The sequence below is a fragment of the Bacillus sp. FSL K6-0268 genome, assembly GCF_038005425.1.
Lineage (GTDB): Bacteria > Bacillota > Bacilli > Bacillales > Bacillaceae_G > Bacillus_A > Bacillus_A thuringiensis_S.
The window spans coordinates 1036019-1055449 of sequence record NZ_JBBOTF010000001.1 but is presented as its reverse complement, the minus strand read 5'-3'; the positions used below and the strand labels follow the sequence as shown (position 1 = coordinate 1055449).

The window sequence follows — 19431 nt, the reverse complement described above, 5'->3', positions numbered from 1 at the left end:
TTAAAAAATTTGGAAATAGATCTTATGAATATGGAATTCATATAAAAGACCTGCGGTAGTATGTCAACTGAAAAATAATATATTTTGAAGTTATCAAAGGACAAATTGCTTAAAAAAGACATCACGAAACTAGACCAGCACCGCATGTAAAATACTGGAATTGATTGAAAGGTAGCGATGACAAGTTTTATGTCACACTTTCACACACCTTTCAGGCGTAAAGAGTTGGTGATTACGTAGTAGCGCATCCACCAATCGCACAAATTTTCTTGCGGTTAGAACGAGTGCACGTTTGTGTTGATGTTTTGGTACTTCATTATACTTTTTTGCGTAATATTCTTGGTATTCCAATACATGCTTTCTTACAGAGTTGGCGGCTTCAACTAAGTAATACCGCAAGTAATGATTCCCATTACGAGATAATGAAGTATTTTCAGCGGTGAACCGGCCAGACTGGTATGTACGCCAATATAACCCGGCATATTTTGCGATTTTGGTTTCATCGTCAAATCTTTCGATTTGGCCAATTTCAGCGATAATACCAGCGGCATATATAGGCCCGATTCCAGGAATGGATTCTAATGTTTGCGTTAATCCAGCCATGATCCGCTTAATAGATTTTTCTAGTTCTTTAATTTGTCTTTGATAGGTACGAATGATTTCGATTGATGTTCCTAAAAGAATATCGATTGAGTCTTCTACCACCTTATCTAAACGGTACGACGTGCGAACAGCCTTTTGAATGGTTGATGCGACACATTTCGGGTCACCAAATCGATTTTTACTCTTTTCCTGTAGGAACTCAGCGAGTTCCTCTAAAGGCATGTCAGCTAGCTCTTCTAGACTGAATTTTTCAAGGAACAATTCCATCATGGCGTTACCAAATATAGAAGAATCGACTTCTTGTGAGAACGTATTACATTTATAACTTAGGTGTTGTAGAAAATGTTGTTTCTCCTTTGTCAACATTCTAACGAGTTGATAACGAGCTCTTGTTAATTGCTGTAATGCCACGTATTGACTTTCTTTCACGATGGACATTTGATTTCGCCCAAATCGTAAATAATCAGCGATGACAAAGGCATCAATTTCGTCAGTCTTATTCATGTCTGAATAACTTTTCTTGAAGTTTGCGACTTGTTTTGGATTTAGAAGAAATACCTTTGTGCCAAATCTTTTTAAGTCTTCGTCATGATGGAGAAACATGGATGGGTGAAAACTGTAAACAGATGTAGATTCTAAGCCGATTTTTAAAGTTTCAACCTCTTGATTGGTTGTGCACTGTAATAATCGTTCTTTAAGTACCTGTGCACCTGGTAAGTCATTACTGACTGAAAAAGAATCTAGCTTTTCTCCTTCACCATTTAAAAAGCAAACTTTCATATCAAACGAACTTACATCTAGACCAACAAATAATCTCACGTAAGAGACCTCCTTTCGATTTAGAATCATTGCTTGGACGTCTCGAGATATCTCTAGTGTGTACGCCGACCAACAACCTCGTGTATAAGAGCTAGTCCTGAATCGAAAGCCGCCCTAGAGCTACTAACATCTAGGTTCGAGGATCAGGCTGCTCAGCCTGCGAGTAGGGAGCCCCGCGCGTTCACTGAGAAACACTCTTTTCGTGTGGTAAATCCACAGGGGAATACAGAATTGTCCCAAATGATCCTAAGACCATTATCTAGAAATATCTTGAGACGTCCAAGTATTTTCTTTATTACTGGACTCTTATTAGAGAGAAAAACTAAGCCTGAGATAGGGCTTAAATATTAATATACGAGGGGAATGTCTTATGACAACATATACGAGTGAAATGAGAAAAACTTTAGTTTCAGAAGAAGATGTAGATATTTTAAAAATTATGGCGCATCCAATCCGCCTGCAAATTGTAAATGAATTAAGTACGAGAAAAACTTGTAATGTAACACAATTAACAGAGTTACTGAATATTCCGCAATCTACTGTTTCACAACATTTATCAAAAATGAAGGGTAAAGTGTTACGAGCAGAGAGAAGAGGTTTAGAAATTTATTATCATATTAACAATTTAAAAGCGAGTAAGATTGTTAATGTTTTAGGGTATATAAACTAGTGAAATATTTTTATATAAAATGGCCCCTGCTGTTGAGCAGGGGCTATTTTGTGTTGTTTTATGTATTTGTATTTAAAACTTTATAGTTTTTATGATTTACAATTGTTCGATCAAATTCAAAAGTACCACCGCTTACATTTGTAATTTCAACTAAGACCGATTCAGTATAAAGTTTTAGTACAGATCCTGTAATCTTTAAATTGTTTCGTTGAAAAAGTATAGTATCCCCTACGTTTGCTTTCATAGTACCTCCTTAAAGACAGAAATATTTTTTATTATATATATTAAACCACGGATAGATATATTAGTGAATATTTAGTTTTATTTATTGGAAAAAAATTTGTGATTTTATAAAAAATAAGGTACATCGAAGTATAAAAATTTTTTCTACTTGTAAAGGGAAATTTTAATTTAGCAATTGTATAACATGAGACATAATTTTTATAAAAGAAGATGATAAAACAGTTGTAAGTTGTATTGAAGCTAAACATTATAAAAGCTACTTATGTATTTCGTCCTTCGTTTTCTGTAACTGATTCCATGTTTTTGACGCTCTATCTTGTAAGTGCTTACATAGGCGGAAACATCTTATACAATGAAGGTGTTAAATCAAAAGAGGTGACCAAAATGAACATAAAAAAAGTAAATTTAGCGAATAGCATTGAAATAGAAAGAGGAGGCGGAAAGGTATGAAAAAATCAACTGTTAATCCATGGTTTGTTGTTCTTGGCACAGTTATAGTACAGATGGGGCTTGGAACGATATATACATGGAGTTTATTCAATCAGCCTTTAGTTAGTAAATATGGTTGGAGTCTTAACGCTGTTGCGATAACTTTCTCAATTACTAGTCTTTCTTTAGCATTTTCAACTTTATTTGCGAGTAAATTGCAAGAAAAATGGGGACTTCGTAAACTTATTATGATAGCTGGATTAGCATTAGGACTAGGATTAATACTTAGTTCACAAGCGTCCTCATTAATATTGCTTTATGTACTAGCAGGAGTTGTTGTAGGTTATGCAGATGGTACAGCATATATCACTTCACTATCAAATTTAATAAAGTGGTTTCCGGAGCGTAAAGGTTTAATTGCTGGTATTTCTGTCTCTGCATATGGTTCAGGTAGCTTAATTTTTAAATATGTTAATGCACAGTTGATTGAATCAGTTGGTGTATCGCAAGCATTTATATACTGGGGTTTAATTGTTACAGCTATGATTGTAATTGGTGCTTGTTTAATCCATCAAGCCGCAGATCAAGGAGCAGTTCATGAAACAAAAACTAAGGAATACACAACGAAAGAAATGTTAGGCACAAAACAAGTATACTTATTATTTATAATGTTATTTACATCATGTATGAGTGGCTTATACTTAATTGGTATGGTAAAAGACATTGGTGTTCAACTTGTGGGACTTAGCGCAGCAACAGCAGCTAATGCGGTGGCTATGGTTGCAATCTTTAATACATTAGGTCGTATTATTTTAGGACCGTTATCGGATAAAATTGGTCGTTTAAAAATCGTTACTGGTACTTTTGTTGTTATGGCGAGTTCAGTTTTAGTTCTAAGTTTTGTAGATTTAAATTATGGTATTTACTTCGTATGTGTAGCAAGTGTAGCGTTTTGCTTTGGTGGAAATATCACTATTTTCCCAGCTATTGTTGGTGATTTCTTCGGTATGAAAAACCATAGTAAGAACTATGGAATTGTGTATCAAGGATTTGGATTTGGGGCGCTTGCAGGTTCCTTTATCGGTGCACTTCTGGGTGGATTCAAACCAACATTCATGGTGATTGGTGTATTATGTGTCGTGTCATTCATTATCGCAATTTTAATTCAAGCACCTAAACATAAAAAAGAACAAGAAGAAGAGTATCGCAGCGTAGCATAAGTATATAAATCTTCTATAACACTATGATTACGAAAAAGCATCCTATTCTATTAATTAGGATGCTTTTTTTATGAGTTATTTTAACAAGGTTAAATTACTTTTTGGATTTTTATAGATGTAAAAGTGAGTGAAGTACTTATTTGGGTTATATTGGAATATAATAAATTAATACATCGCATTCGAAATATATATCAAATCTTAAATAACAAAGAAGACATTCATTAGTATTTGCAAGATTTGTTTTCAGAAAAATATTGAGAAAATATATACTTGAGTTTTTCATAAAGCGTTGTTAATGAACGTAGCTCTAGTTTATCTTCTTCAATTTTAAAAAGAGGAGTTTGAATTTTATTTATAATATAAGTACTTTTAATGCGTTTACATATGATTTTATTAAGAAACATTAAAATACTTTATCTGAAAAATAAAAAAAGATTGACAAGTTTATTGAGAAACATTATCATTTCGGTGTAAGATAGTAAATGAAAAACATTATCAATAAAATAGATTTTAAAGTAATGCGCACTTGACCAATTAGTTTAGTAAGTGTATTATTTTTTACAACGCTGATGATAATGAAAATCAATATCATTATTATTGGTGTTACTTAATGAAATTAATGTTTATGTGAAAGGATAGAGAAAATGAACTTAGGGGAATTTGATGGGAAAACAGTTTTAGTAACAGGTGCAGCACAAGGCATAGGCAGTGTCGTTGCCAAAATGTTTTTAGAAAGAGGAGCCACAGTTATTGCGGTTGATCAAAATGAAGAGGGGTTAAATGTACTCTTAAATCAAAATGAATTAAATAAAACACGTATGAAAACGTTTCGTTTAGATGTGAGTGATAGCACTGCTGTTGAAGACATTGTAAATCATATTGCAAATGAAATAGCGCCAATAGATATTTTAGTAAACGTTGCAGGGGTTTTACGTATGGGAGCAATTCATTCGTTAAGTGATGAAGATTGGAATAAAACATTCTCTGTAAATACTACAGGGGTTTTCAATATGTCCCGAGCGGTAAGTAAAAATATGATGTTAAGAAAATCAGGGGCAATTGTTACAGTCGGTTCAAATGCGGCAAATACGCCGAGAATGGAGATGGCTGCGTATGCTGCGTCAAAGGCTGCAACAACGATGTTTATGAAGTGTTTAGGATTAGAGCTTGCAGCATACAATATACGCTGCAACTTAGTTTCTCCAGGTTCTACTGAAACTGAGATGCAAAGATTACTATGGGCTGATGAGAATGGAGCTAAAAATATAATTGCTGGTTCTCAAAATACATATAGACTCGGAATTCCATTACAAAAAATTGCACAACCTTCAGAAGTTGCTGAAGCAGTGTTATTTTTAGCTTCAGATAGAGCAAGTCATATTACAATGCACAATTTATGTGTCGATGGCGGTGCTACGTTAGGAGTTTAATAAAAAATCAGGAGGTTATTATATTATGAGTGAACATACAGCTGTAAAGGAATTGTCAGAAAAACTTTTAGAAGATTATAAGACTGAATCTTCGTTCTTTTTTGCTTCACCAACTCGAACGATATTAGCAGAAGGAGAGTTTACTACAGTAAAGCATCGTGAAATTGAAAGTTTCCCAGAGCTTGTGCAAGCGACATTAAGTAATGCGAAACAAGCTGGAAATCCAAATCCTATTGTTATGGGTGCTTTGCCATTTGATCGTAGAAAAGAAGTCCAACTTATCGTACCAGAATATAGTAGAATTTCTGAGCGTTTACAATTGGATACAACCAATCAGCTTGAAACAAATGAGAACGTAACATTTGAAATGACGCCAGTACCAGAACCTGAAGTTTATATGAATGGTGTGAAGCAAGGAATTAAAAAAATACAGGACGGTGATTTGAAGAAAATCGTTCTATCTAGATCGTTAGATGTTAAATCTTCCGAAAAGATTGATAAGCAAAAACTTCTGCGAGAATTAGCAGAGCATAATAAGCATGGTTATACATTTGCTGTGAATTTACCGAAAGGTGAAAAAGAGAACAGTAAGACGCTAATTGGAGCAAGCCCTGAATTACTTGTTTCACGTAATGGTATGCAAGTTATTTCTAACCCGTTAGCTGGTTCGAGGCCACGTAGTGAGGACCCAGTAGAAGATGAAAGAAGAGCAGAGGAATTACTTTCTTCTCCAAAAGATTTACATGAACATGCGGTAGTAGTTGAAGCGGTTGCCGCTGCACTTCGTCCGTATTGTCATACATTACATGTTCCAGAAAAGCCATCAGTTATTCATAGTGAAGCGATGTGGCATTTGTCTACAGAAGTGAAAGGTGAACTTAAGGATCCAAATACTTCTTCTTTACAATTAGCAATTGCCCTTCATCCTACGCCAGCAGTTTGCGGAACTCCGATGGAAAAGGCAAGAGAGGCTATACAGTATATTGAGCCATTTGACCGCGAGTTCTTTACAGGAATGCTAGGATGGAGCGATTTAAATGGAGATGGAGAATGGATTGTTACAATTCGTTGTGCTGAAGTACAAGAAAATACACTTCGTTTATATGCAGGAGCTGGAGTTGTTGCTGAGTCAAAACCAGAAGATGAGTTAGCAGAAACATCAGCTAAGTTCCAAACAATGTTAAAAGCTTTAGGATTAAGAGATAGTTCACTTAATGAAAAATAGGGGGAAGAAAGAATGCTAGTAGGTTATAGGGAATGGCCAAAAGAATTTGCCGATCGTTATCGAGAAGAAGGGTGTTGGCTTGGTGAAACATTTGGAGGAGTGTTAAGAGAGCGAGCTGAGAAATATGGAGATCAAATCGCGGTTGTAAGCGGTAAGACGCATGTAACGTACAGTGAACTTGATAAAAAGGTAGATCGTTTAGCAGCAGGTTTACTGAATTTAGGAATAAAGAAAGAGGACAGAGTTGTAATCCAGTTACCTAACATTATCGAGTTTTTCGAAATATGTTTTGCACTATTTCGAATTGGAGCGCTTCCTGTCTTTGCAATGCCTTCACATCGAAGTAGTGAAATTAGTTATTTTTGTGAGTTTGGTGAGGCGAGCGCTTACGTTATTTCAGATAAGGCCCTCGGTTTTGATTATCGAAAACTAGCAAGAGAAGTGAAAGAGAAAGTGCCAACTTTACAACATGTAATTGTAGTGGGAGAAGAGGAAGAGTTTGTGAACATAAATGATCTGTATATGGATCCTATCTCATTGCCAGAAGTTCAGCCCAGTGATGTTGCATTTCTCCAATTATCAGGAGGGACAACAGGTCTTTCTAAATTAATTCCTAGAACACATGATGACTATATTTATAGTTTACGTGTTAGCGCTGAAATTTGTAATTTGAATGCAGAAAGCGTCTATATGACAGTTCTTCCAGTAGCACACAATTATCCAATGAGTTCTCCAGGAACATTTGGAACTTTCTATGCGGGTGGAAAAGTGGTATTGGCAACTGGTGGTAGCCCAGATGAGGCATTTGCTCTTATCGAAGAAGAAAAAGTTACAATTACAGCGCTCGTTCCGCCATTAGCAATGATTTGGCTTGATGCTGCATCTTCTCGTAATGCCGATTTATCGAGCCTAGAGGTTATTCAAGTAGGTGGTGCTAAGTTTAGTGCTGAGGTTGCAAAACGTATACGCCCTACATTTGGATGTACGTTACAGCAAGTATTCGGTATGGCGGAAGGATTAGTGAACTATACAAGATTAGACGATCCGGAAGAAATTATTATTCATACACAAGGTAGACCAATGTCTGCACACGATGAAGTACGAGTTGTTGATGAAAATGACAACGATGTAAAACCTGGCGAAGTAGGTAGTTTATTAACACGAGGTCCATATACAATTCGTGGTTACTATAAAGCCGAAGAGCATAATGCACGATCATTTACAAAGGATGGATTTTATCGCACAGGAGATCTTGTAAAAGTAAATGAACAAGGATACATCATTGTAGAAGGAAGAGATAAAGATCAAATTAACCGTGGTGGTGAGAAAGTTGCTGCGGAAGAAGTTGAAAATCATCTATTAGCACACGATGCGGTTCATGACGTAGCAATTGTATCTATGCCTGACGATTATTTAGGTGAACGCACCTGTGCTTTTGTTATAGCTCGCGGACAAGTTCCAACTGTAAGTGAATTAAAAATGTTTTTAAGAGAACGTGGTATAGCGGCTTATAAAATTCCAGATCGAATTGAATTTATTGAATCATTCCCGCAAACAGGAGTCGGAAAAGTCAGCAAAAAAGAACTACGTAAAGTCATTGCTGAAAAACTTATTACAGTAAAACAATAATAAAAACCGGAAGGAAGTGATTAGATGGCTATCCCATCTATTTCAGTATATAAAATGCCAATTGAATCAGAACTACCAAAAAATAAAGTGAATTGGACACCAGATCCGAAACGTGCAGTACTTTTAATTCATGACATGCAAGAATATTTTCTTGATGCATATAGCGATAAAGAATCACCAAAAGTAGAACTTATTTCAAATATTAAAATGATAAGAGAAAAATGTAAGGAACTTGGTATACCAGTTGTTTATACAGCACAACCTGGTGGGCAAACGTTAGAACAACGAGGTTTATTACAAGACTTTTGGGGTGACGGTATTCCTGCTGGACCGGATAAAAAGAAAATTGTTGATGAACTTACTCCTGATGAAGATGATATATTCCTAACAAAATGGAGATATAGTGCATTTAAAAAGACAAATCTATTAGAAATTTTAAATGAACAAGGAAGAGATCAACTTATTATTTGCGGTATTTATGCGCATATTGGCTGTCTTTTAACAGCTTGTGAAGCATTTATGGATGGTATAGAGCCCTTCTTTGTAGCAGATGCAGTTGCTGATTTTTCACTAGAGCATCATAAACAAGCATTGGAGTATGCATCTAATAGATGTGCAGTAACGACATCAACAAACCTACTGTTAAACGATTTGCAAAGTGTAAAAGGTGATGAGAGTGAAGGAATCACTATACAGGAAGTGCATGAACTAGTTGCACAACTACTTCGTGAGCCAATAGAAAGTATTGATTTTGATGAGGACTTATTAAATAGAGGACTTGATTCGGTCAGAATTATGAGTTTAGTAGAGAAGTGGCGTCGTGAAGGGAAAGAAATCACTTTTGCAGATTTAGCAGAACATCCAACTGTTGCAGGTTGGTACAGTTTACTATCTTCACAAACAGCACAGGTGCTGTAACAAATAGACTACATAATAAAGGGGTAGTAAAGAATGCCTAACAGTCAAAAGATTCGTCATTCGTTATCATCTGCGCAGTCTGGTATGTGGTTTGCGCAACAATTAGATCCGCTTAACCCAATTTATAATACTGGGGAATATGTAGAAATAAACGGAAATATTCATCAAGAAATTTTCGAATTAGCTGTACGTAAAGTTGTAATAGAAGCAGAAGCACTTCATGTTCGCTTCGAAGAGGATGAAATTGGCCCATGGCAAGTTATTGAAGAATCACAGTTTTATATGCATTTTATTGACGTTCGTAAAGAAGAAAACCCTGAAGAAGCTGCTAAAGTATGGATGAAAAATGATTTATCTATGCCCGTCGATTTGAAAAAAGATATTTTATTTACGGAAGCACTTATTCAAGTTGAAAATAATCGTTTCTTTTGGTATCAGCGCATCCATCACATTGTGATGGATGGCTATGGATTTTCACTTCTTAGCCAAAAGGTAGCGAATGAGTATACATCACTTATAGAAGAAACAAACAAGAATGAAAAGCCATTTGGTTCTCTTACAAAAGTTGTACAAGAAGATATTGAGTATCGTGAGTCTAAACAATTTCAGGAAGATCGTACTTTTTGGTTAGAAAAGTTTGCTGATGAACCAGAAGTTGTAAGCTTGGCAGAACGAGCACCGAGAACATCAAATGGATTTTCACGAGAAACAGCTTATTTATCTAGTTCTAGCACGAAAACTTTACTAGAAGATATCAATATTTCGTTAACAAGTTGGCCGGAATTCATTGTCGCTGTAACAAGTATTTATATGCATAAATTAACAGGTGAAAATGATATTGTTTTAGGTTTACCGATGATGGGGCGTCTAGGTTCTGTATCTATTCATACACCAAGTATGGTAATGAATTTAGTACCACTGCGTCTCACTGTAACTCCAAATATAACTCTTGCGGAATTATTGCAGCAAGTTTCTAAAGAAATCCGAGATGTACGTCGTCATCATAAATACCGTCACGAGGAATTAAGAAGAGACTTAAAGTTACTAGGTGAAAATCAAAGGTTGTTTGGACCGTTAGTGAATGTTATGCCTTTTGATTACGGGCTTAATTTTGCTGGAAATCGTGGTATTACGCATAACTTATCAGCAGGACCTGTAGATGATTTATCGATAAATGTATATAAACGTTTTGATCAAAATGAGCTAATGATTCATTTTGATGCGAATCCCGAAGTATATAATGGCGCGGAGCTAGCATTGCATAAAGAAAGATTTATGAATCTATTTGAATTAGTAATAAAGAATTATGAGAAAAACGAGTCGATTGGAAAAATAAATATTACTCTGCCTGAAGAAAATCATAAGGTTTTATTGGAATGGAATGAAACGAAGGAAGATGATGAGTTAATCAGTCTACCTATATCATTTGAAAAACAAGTGCAAAAAAATCCAAATAAACTAGCGATTACTTGTGACGGTATAAACCTTACGTATAAAGAGCTAAATGAACGAGCGAATGAACTAGCACATTATTTAGTAGAAGAAGGAATACGACCAAATCAGTTTGTAGCTTTAGTATTCCCTAGATCAATAGAAATGGTAGTTAGTATGCTAGCAGTCTTAAAGGCTGGTGCAGCATATTTACCAATAGATCCAGAATACCCAGCAGAAAGAGTTAATTATATAGTAGATGATGCAAAACCAGTTTGTATCATAACACATTCATCTGTTTCATCTAAGTTAGTTATAGAAAATGGTATGAAAAAAATTGTATTAGATGGCGAAGAAACGAAAATAGCGTTACATACATATTCTCGTATGAATATAGCATGTAAGAATGATGTATTACTTTTAAACCCAGCCTATACAATATATACTTCAGGTTCAACAGGAAACCCAAAAGGTGTAATTGTTCCTATGAGAGGTTTAAGTAACTTTTTAATGGCTATGCAACAAAAGTTTTCGTTAAATGAAAATGATCATTTATTAGCAGTTACAACTTTTGCGTTTGATATTTCTGCTCTAGAAATTTATTTACCTCTTATTAGTGGTGCAAGTTTAACAATTGCGCAAAAAGAAGACATACAAGAGCCTTCTGCATTAACGACACTTTTACAAGAAGAAAGAGTGACCGTTATGCAGGCTACACCGACGCTTTGGCAGGCGTTAGTAACTGATTATCCAGAGAAGCTACAAGGGCTAAACATACTTGTTGGTGGTGAAGCTCTTCCAGCGCATTTAGCAAATAAATTAAAAGAATTAGGTTGCTCAATAACTAATTTATATGGACCAACTGAAACGACGATTTGGTCTACTTTCATGAACATTGATGAAAGTGAAAAGGGTATACCTCCTATTGGAAAGCCAATTTCCAATACAGAAGTGTATGTATTGGATGCAGGGTTACAACCAGTTCCACCTGGAGTTATTGGTGAATTATATATTGCAGGGGAAGGACTTGCAAGCGGATATTTAGGAAAACCTGAGTTAACAGCTGAACGGTTTGTTGCAAATCCTTATGGAGAATCAGGGAAGCGTATGTACCGTACAGGAGATCTTGTGAAATGGCGTAGTGATGGTGCGTTAGAGTACATTAGTCGCGCAGATCATCAAATTAAAATTCGTGGATTCCGAATTGAATTAGCTGAAATTGAAACGGTATTACAACGACATGAAAATATTCAACAAGCGGTAGTAATGGTACGAGAAGATCGTCCAAATGATAAACGCATCATTGCATATATCATTGCAGAAGAAAAGGAACCGATTAATCTTTCAGAAATTCGTTCTTATGTTTCAGAAAGTTTAGCGAATTATATGATACCATCGGCATTTGTTGTGCTAGAAGAATTACCATTAACGCCAAATGGTAAGGTTGACAGAAAGAAATTACCTGCGCCTAATTTTAATGGAATGAACAATGAGAGGGTTGCTAGAAATCCGAAAGAAGAAATATTATGTGATTTATTTGCAGAAGTACTTGGTGTTTCTCGAATTAGTATTGATGATAATTTCTTTGAAATGGGTGGACATTCCCTTCTTGCATCTCGTTTAATGGCAAGAATTCGTGAAACGTTAAGTGTGGAATTAGGTATCGGGAAACTATTTGAATCACCAACTGTTGCCGAACTGGCGAAACAATTAAACCATGCAAAAAGTGCAAGACCAGCTATTCAGAAAGCAAGTAGGCCAAATGAAGTTCCACTTTCATTTGCACAGCGCAGGTTATGGTTCTTAAATTGTTTAGAAGGTCCAAGTCCTACTTATAATATTCCGCTAGTCATTCGTATGAATGGAATATTGAATGAGGAAGCATTACAAGGTGCTTTTTATGATGTAGTTGAGAAACATGAAACACTTAGAACAATTTTCCCTAACGTATTAGGTAGTTCCTATCAGAAAATTTTAGATATGGAAAACTTAAATCTAGAAATGATTATAACAAAAACATGTAAAGATGAATTAGAAAGTGTACTTTCAGAGGCGGTAAGATATAGTTTTAACCTCGATATTGAGCCGGCAGTTCGTTTGCAACTTTTTACAGTGAGTGAAAACGAACATGTATTATTAATTTTATTACATCATATTGTAGGTGATGGCTGGTCATTACAGCCGTTAACGAGAGATTTTACAGCGGCGTATAAAGCACGATGTCAAGGTGACAGAGTTCAGCTGGAGACACTTCCAGTTCAATACGCAGATTATGCACTTTGGCAACAACAATTGCTAGGTGATGAAACGACACCAGAGAGTCTTATTTCAACACAATTAGATTTTTGGAAAGAAGAACTTAAAGGTTTACCAGATCAAATGGAGTTACCTACAGATTTCCAGCGTCCAATTGAGACGAGTTACCGCGGGGAAACAATTCATTTTCATATAGATGAAGGTATGCATAGTAGGTTAGTAGAGCTTGCACGTAAAAATGGAGTTAGTTTGTTTATGGTGTTACAAGCAGGGCTTAGTGCACTATTTACAAGATTAGGTGCAGGCACTGATATACCAATTGGAAGTCCCATTGCTGGAAGAAATGATGATGTACTTTCAGATATTGTTGGTTTATTTGTAAATACATTAGTGTTACGTACAAATACTTCAGGAGATCCAAGTTTTAAAGAATTATTAAATAGAGTGAAGCAGGTAAATCTTGCAGCTTATGAAAATCAAGATGTTCCATTTGAAAGGCTTGTTGAAGTGTTAAATCCAGTACGTACTCGAAACAGCCACCCGTTGTTTCAGGTTATGTTAGCTTTTCAAAATACACCAGAAGCAACGTTTCATGTACCAGGTTTAGAAGCGAGCCTTGAAATTCAAAGCGTCGGTTCTGCAAAATTTGATTTAACATTTGAAATTAGTGAGAGTAACGGGGATGATGGTACTCCGAACGGTTTACATGGATTACTAGAGTTTAGTACCGATTTATATAAACGTGAAACGGTTCAAAAACTAATAGAACGATTCATTTTGTTATTAGATGATGCGGCGACAAATCCGGATCAATCCATTGGCAGATTAGAAATATTAACTTTAGCAGAGAAAAATACAGTATTAGAAAAGTGGAATGGTGGTTTTCAAATTGCACCAGAAATGACATTGCCACAATTATTTGAAAAACAGTCTCATATAAATCCAAATTCTATTGCTGTTGTCTTTGAAGATAAGAAATTAACTTATGAAGAGTTAAATAGAAAAGCAAATAAAATAGCTCGATTCCTAATAGCAAAAGGGATTGGTCCTGATCAACTCGTTGCTTTAGCGATGCCAAGATCATTAAACATGGTGGTAAGCTTATTAGCTGTTCTTAAAGCGGGTGCTGGATACCTTCCGTTAGATCCAGATTACCCAGCAGACCGCATTTCATTTATGCTACACGATGCGAAACCATCATGTGTTTTAACGAATTCAGAAGTGGAAATTGAATGTGACGAGGCACTAAAAGTTTTAGTTGATGATGTGAAAGTAATAGCAGAAGTTGAGAAATATAGTGAAGACAATATTGATGAAGTGGAACGAATTAAGCCATTATCTCCATCACATATTGCTTACGTTATTTATACATCAGGCTCAACGGGTAGACCGAAAGGCGTTATGATACCTCATCAAAATGTAGTAAGACTTTTAGGGGCAACTGATCATTGGTTCCAGTTTGACGGAAACGATGTTTGGACGATGTTCCATTCATACGCTTTTGATTTCTCGGTTTGGGAAATTTGGGGACCTTTATTATACGGAGGGCGTTTAGTTGTAGTGCCACATACTGTAAGTCGCTCGCCGAAAGAATTTTTACAGCTTCTTGTTAAAGAAAAGGTTACGGTTTTAAATCAAACTCCATCAGCGTTCTATCAATTGATGCAAGCAGATCGTGAAAATGAAGAGATTGGCCAAAAATTATCTTTACGATATGTTGTTTTTGGAGGAGAAGCACTTGAGCTAAGTCGCTTAGAAGATTGGTATAGTCGACATCCTCATAATGCACCAAAGCTTATTAATATGTACGGTATTACGGAGACGACAGTGCATGTTAGTTATATTGAATTAGATGAAACTATCGTCTCTTTACGAGCAAATAGTTTAATTGGGTGCAGTATACCTGACCTTAAAGTGTATGTGTTAGACAACTATTTACAACCAGTGCCACCTGGAGTAGTTGGAGAAATGTATGTTGCAGGTGCAGGGCTTGCGCGTGGATATTTAGGAAGAGCAGGATTAACGGCTGAACGCTTTATCGCAGATCCATTTGGCAAGCCAGGTACAAGAATGTATCGTACAGGAGACTTAGCTCGTTGGCGTAAAGATGGGACGCTAGATTATATAGGACGTGCAGATCATCAAATAAAAATTCGTGGATTCCGAATTGAATTAGGAGAAATAGAAGCAGTCATAATGAAGCACCCTAAAGTTGAGCAAGTAGCCGTTATTGTACGGGAAGATCAACCAGGGGATAAACGGTTAGTTTCTTATATCGTCGCATCAAATGATGAAGAGATTGATACGAATGAAATGCGTCAGTTTGCTAGTGGTAGTTTACCAGATTATATGGTTCCATACGCTTTTGTAGTAGTAAATGAGTTACCTTTAACTCCAAACGGTAAATTAGATAGAAAGGCATTGCCAGCTCCAGAATTTATCGCATCATCTTCTAGTCGTGGTCCAAGAACACCGCAAGAAGAAATGTTATGTGACTTGTTTACAGAAGTGCTAAGTGTACCTCAAATTGGAATTGATGACGGATTTTTTGATCTTGGTGGGCATTCACTCCTTGCAGTACAGCTTATGAGCCGCATTAAAGAGGCGCTTGGAGTGGAACTAAACATTGGCACTTTATTTGCAGCACCGACTGTTGCAGGGTTAGCTGAAAGACTTGAGATGGGGAATGGTCAAAGTGCACTTGATGTGTTGCTTCCATTACGAGCAAGCGGGGATCAATTACCACTATTTTGTGTACATCCAGCAGGTGGATTAAGTTGGTGCTATGCAGGACTTATGAAATCTTTAGGAACAGATTATCCAATCTATGGTGTACAAGCACGTGGTATTGCTAAAAATGAAGAACTTCCAAAAACTTTAGAGGAGATGGCGGCGGATTACTTGAAACACGTTCGTGAAGTACAGCCTCATGGACCATATCGTTTACTAGGCTGGTCGCTTGGAGGAAATGTTGTGCATGCAATGGCGGCGCAACTACAAAATGGAGGGGAAGAAGTAGAATTACTCGTTATGCTTGATTCTTATCCTGGACACTTCTTACCGAATACGGAAGCGCCTACTGAAGAGGAAGCGTTAATAGCATTACTTGCTTTAGGCGGATATGACCCAGATAACATGGATGGTAAACCACTTACAATGGAAAGTGCAGTTGAAATCCTTCGTAAAGATGGAAGTGCATTAGCAAGTCTTGAAGAAGAGACTATATTGAATTTGAAAGAAACATATGTAAATTCAGTAGGGTTGTTAGGGAAGTATGTACCGAAAGTTTATAACGGAGATATCTTATTCTTTAGATCTACTGTTATACCAGATTGGTTTGATCCTATTTCTCCAAATACGTGGCTAAATTATTTAGACGGGCAAATTGTGCAGCACGATATTGATTGTAGACATAAAGATCTATGTCAGCCAGGTCCACTCACGGAAATTGGACAAGTATTAGCGAAATATTTGCAGAATAAGAAAGGGGTAAGTAGAGTATGACGAATCCATTTGAAAATGATAATTACACATATAAAGTATTAATAAATGAGGAGGGCCAGTATTCTCTCTGGCCTGCTTTTCTCGATGTACCTATTGGCTGGAATGTCGTATATGAAGAAGCTAGTAGGCAGAGCTGCTTGGAATATGTTGAATATAACTGGAAAGATTTGAATCCGAAAAGTAATCAAGTTCGCGAAAAAACATTAGCAGGAAAACGATAATGAAAGCAAAACTAAATCCAAAAGTAGTTGTAAGTATCGTGTATATAACTGCGATGTTTATGGCTGCGATGGACGCAACGATTGTAAATGTAGCACTGCAAACGATAAGTAGAGAACTACAAGTACCTGCATCTGCAATGGGGACGGTTAATGTTGGGTATTTAGTTAGTTTAGCTGTTTTCCTTCCGATTTCTGGTTGGTTAGGAGATCGTTTTGGGACGAAAAGAGTATTTTTAATTGCTCTTTTCGTATTTACAATCGCTTCTGCTTTATGCGGAATGGCTAACGATATTACTTCATTGAATATTTTTCGTATCATTCAAGGTGCTGGTGGAGGGCTTTTAACACCGGTCGGAATGGCGATGTTATTTCGAACATTTTCACCAAAGGAAAGACCGAAGATTTCCCGGTTCATTGTACTTCCAATTGCTGTAGCGCCAGCAGTTGGGCCTATCATCGGTGGTTTCTTTGTAGATCAAATGTCTTGGCGTTGGGCATTTTATATTAATGTACCGTTTGGAATCGTTGCATTGCTATTTGGACTTCTATTTTTAGCAGAGCATGTTGAAAAATCAGCTGGTCGCTTTGATTCTCTTGGCTTTATTTTATCAGCACCAGGATTTGCGATGCTCATATATGCACTCAGCCAGGGACCATCAAAAGGGTGGATTTCTCCAGAAATTATGAGTACCGGGGTAGCTGGGTTTGTATTCATTGCGTTGTTTATAATCGTAGAACTGAAAGTAAAGCAACCGATGTTAGATTTACGCTTATTAAAAGAACCAGTATTTAGAAAGATGAGCATTATATCATTATTTTCATCAGCTGGTTTATTAGGAATGTTATTTGTTTTTCCACTTATGTATCAAAATGTGATAGGAGTTTCCGCGCTAGAATCAGGACTTACGACATTTCCAGAGGCGATTGGATTAATGATTTCTTCACAAATTGTGCCATGGTCATATAAGAAATTAGGAGCTCGAAAGGTAATTTCTATTGGATTAATATGTACGGCGGTTATATTTGTTTTATTGAGTTTTGTAAATCACGATACGAATCCGTGGCAAATCCGGGCATTATTGTTTGGCATTGGTATTTTCTTAGGTCAATCTGTCGGTGCAGTTCAATTTTCTGCCTTTAACAATATCACGCCGCCTTCTATGGGGAGAGCGACTACTATATTCAATGTGCAAAATCGATTAGGTTCAGCAATAGGAGTAGCTGTTTTAGCTAGTATACTAGCTGGTTTTGGAAGTAATAACGTTCAATCCGATTTTTTACCATATCAAGCAGCATTAATTGGATCAGCAATATTTTTGCTTATAGCACTACTATTTTCTTTACGTATTTCCGATAAAGAGGTAATGTCAAAGAAGAAAGAAAAAACATTATCAGTATCAGAAAAAGAGAAAGTACTTGTCAATGAATAACAATATACGTATGCTTTTTTATGAAAATTGATATTCGTTGAATAAAGGAGAGTTTACATGATAGAAAGTAAAGTTGTAGATTCTATTCCAACTTTGAATGAGAATGATTGTCAAATATGGTGGGCAAGAATTTCAGATTTACAATCATGGCATTACAATTTACTAAATAATATAGAGCGAGAGAAAGCAAATTCGTATCATCATTCGGCAGATCGAGCTCGTTTTATAATAGGTTGCGTAATTAGTAGATTAGTTCTCGGCAAGATACTTTCTATGTCACCAGTCCAAGTACCAATTGATCGAATGTGTTCCGTATGTAAATTGCAGCATGGAAGACCACAATTACCAGAAGATATGCCGCAATTATCTGTTTCGCATTCAGGTGAGTGGGTTGTCGTTGCATTTACAAAATCTGCACCTGTTGGCATAGATGTAGAACAAATGAATCCAAATGTAGATGTTATGAAAATGGCAGAAGGTGTATTAACAGAGATTGAAATAGCACAAGTTATGAAACTGCCAAATGAACAGAAAATAGAAGGTTTTTTAACATATTGGACTCGAAAAGAAGCGGTGTTGAAAGCGACAGGTGAAGGACTAATGATTCCACCAGTACATATTACAGTATCAGCTCCAAATAATCCTCCAAGATTGTTGGTTTTTAAGGATAAGCAAGAGTTGGCAAATAATACAATGATGGAAGATGTAAGGCCTAGTTTAGATTATATGGCTTCTGTTGCAATATTCAGTAAGGAAGTGACTGAAATTACGCAATTAGACGCGGTAGCACTTTTAAATCTTAAATAAAAAATTATAGAAGAGGTGTTCCTCATGTTAGTGGCGGAAAATAGAAAGAATGAATTCACTTATAATATACAAGCAATTAAAAATATTTTATTTTCTGGAGATACATCATCCATTCACGCTTTAGAAAAGCTTTTAAATGATACAGTTCAGTTTGATGTTCTTGAACAAGAGGCACTTGGTAGACAGTACATTCCGAAAGAAGCAAAGAATTTCTTTGATAAAGATGGAACATTTCTTTACCGTGTATCTAATGTTAGTTATAAAGGTAAGGTTTTATCTGAAAATCTAATTTTTGCAGACACTTCGTTTTTACCGGACGCAATAAAGAGTGAATTAGAGAGTGGAAATATTCCTGTTGAAAAGCTTATAGAAAAGATGGAAGTAAGAAGAAACGTATTATATGAAGGATATCAGCCATCTGGAAATATTATCGAATTGTTTGATGGATGTTCTGTTACAGCGAATGTGTATCCAACTAGAAAGTATCAAATTGTAAGTAACTGCAAATGTGTATTTTATATTTGTGAAGTGTACCATGCAGAGAATATAAAGCAATTGCTTAAATGAAAACAAGAAACCAGCCTATAAAATGGCTG

The 19431-nt window shown here is 36.1% G+C and carries 13 protein-coding genes; 11 read left to right on the top strand and 2 right to left on the bottom strand.

Translation table 11 applies throughout. The annotated features are described in order from the left end of the window. Positions 1–192: 192 nt before the first annotated feature. Positions 193–1422, bottom strand: coding sequence for an IS110 family transposase (locus MHI28_RS05210; protein WP_100909797.1), 1230 nt, complete (start codon positions 1420–1422; stop codon positions 193–195). A gap of 370 nt (positions 1423–1792) precedes the next feature. Between MHI28_RS05210 and MHI28_RS05205 the strand changes: the two genes are divergently transcribed. After that, positions 1793–2092: an ArsR/SmtB family transcription factor gene (locus tag MHI28_RS05205; protein WP_000214801.1), complete on the top strand. Its 300-nt coding sequence runs from the start codon at positions 1793–1795 to the stop codon at positions 2090–2092. Positions 2093–2150: 58 nt separating this feature from the next. Here the strand turns inward: MHI28_RS05205 and MHI28_RS05200 are convergent, their stop codons facing one another. Beyond that, complete coding sequence (locus MHI28_RS05200) at positions 2151–2336, bottom strand: YkvS family protein (protein WP_000646793.1); 186 nt, start codon at positions 2334–2336, stop codon at positions 2151–2153. Positions 2337–2781: 445 nt separating this feature from the next. Between MHI28_RS05200 and MHI28_RS05195 the strand changes: the two genes are divergently transcribed. The 10 genes from MHI28_RS05195 (at position 2782) to MHI28_RS05150 (ending at position 19402) form a co-directional block, all read left to right on the top strand. Next, positions 2782–3984, top strand: coding sequence for an L-lactate MFS transporter (locus tag MHI28_RS05195; protein WP_000750108.1), 1203 nt, complete (start codon positions 2782–2784; stop codon positions 3982–3984). A 644-nt stretch (positions 3985–4628) separates the two neighbouring features. Then, positions 4629–5414, top strand: a complete 786-nt coding sequence (gene dhbA, locus MHI28_RS05190) for a 2,3-dihydro-2,3-dihydroxybenzoate dehydrogenase (protein ID WP_001048427.1) — start codon at positions 4629–4631, stop codon at positions 5412–5414. A gap of 25 nt (positions 5415–5439) precedes the next feature. After that, positions 5440–6639 carry an isochorismate synthase DhbC gene (dhbC, locus tag MHI28_RS05185; protein ID WP_001289295.1) on the top strand — a complete coding sequence of 400 codons (1200 nt, stop codon included), beginning with the start codon at positions 5440–5442 and terminating at the stop codon, positions 6637–6639. A 12-nt stretch (positions 6640–6651) separates the two neighbouring features. Next, positions 6652–8268, top strand: a complete 1617-nt coding sequence (locus MHI28_RS05180) for a (2,3-dihydroxybenzoyl)adenylate synthase (protein ID WP_340827668.1) — start codon at positions 6652–6654, stop codon at positions 8266–8268. 24 nt (positions 8269–8292) lie between these two features. Further along, positions 8293–9186, top strand: a complete 894-nt coding sequence (locus MHI28_RS05175) for an isochorismatase family protein (protein WP_001007261.1) — start codon at positions 8293–8295, stop codon at positions 9184–9186. Positions 9187–9219: 33 nt separating this feature from the next. Then, positions 9220–16377: an amino acid adenylation domain-containing protein gene (locus tag MHI28_RS05170; RefSeq protein ID WP_001133916.1), complete on the top strand. Its 7158-nt coding sequence runs from the start codon at positions 9220–9222 to the stop codon at positions 16375–16377. Continuing rightward, positions 16374–16598 carry an MbtH family protein gene (locus MHI28_RS05165; RefSeq protein ID WP_000184057.1) on the top strand — a complete coding sequence of 75 codons (225 nt, stop codon included), beginning with the start codon at positions 16374–16376 and terminating at the stop codon, positions 16596–16598. Before MHI28_RS05170 ends, MHI28_RS05165 begins: the two co-directional genes overlap by 4 nt. Beyond that, the gene (locus MHI28_RS05160) at positions 16598–18028 is read left to right on the top strand and encodes an MDR family MFS transporter (RefSeq protein WP_000644937.1); all 1431 of its coding nucleotides are present in this window, start codon (positions 16598–16600) and stop codon (positions 18026–18028) included. The genes MHI28_RS05165 and MHI28_RS05160 overlap by 1 nt, the downstream gene beginning before the upstream one ends. Positions 18029–18085: 57 nt before the next feature. Further along, entirely contained in the window at positions 18086–18835 is a 750-nt protein-coding gene (gene sfp, locus MHI28_RS05155) for a 4'-phosphopantetheinyl transferase Sfp (protein ID WP_000573012.1), read from the top strand. A 24-nt stretch (positions 18836–18859) separates the two neighbouring features. Beyond that, complete coding sequence (locus MHI28_RS05150) at positions 18860–19402, top strand: hypothetical protein (RefSeq protein ID WP_000959120.1); 543 nt, start codon at positions 18860–18862, stop codon at positions 19400–19402. Positions 19403–19431 lie beyond the last annotated feature (29 nt).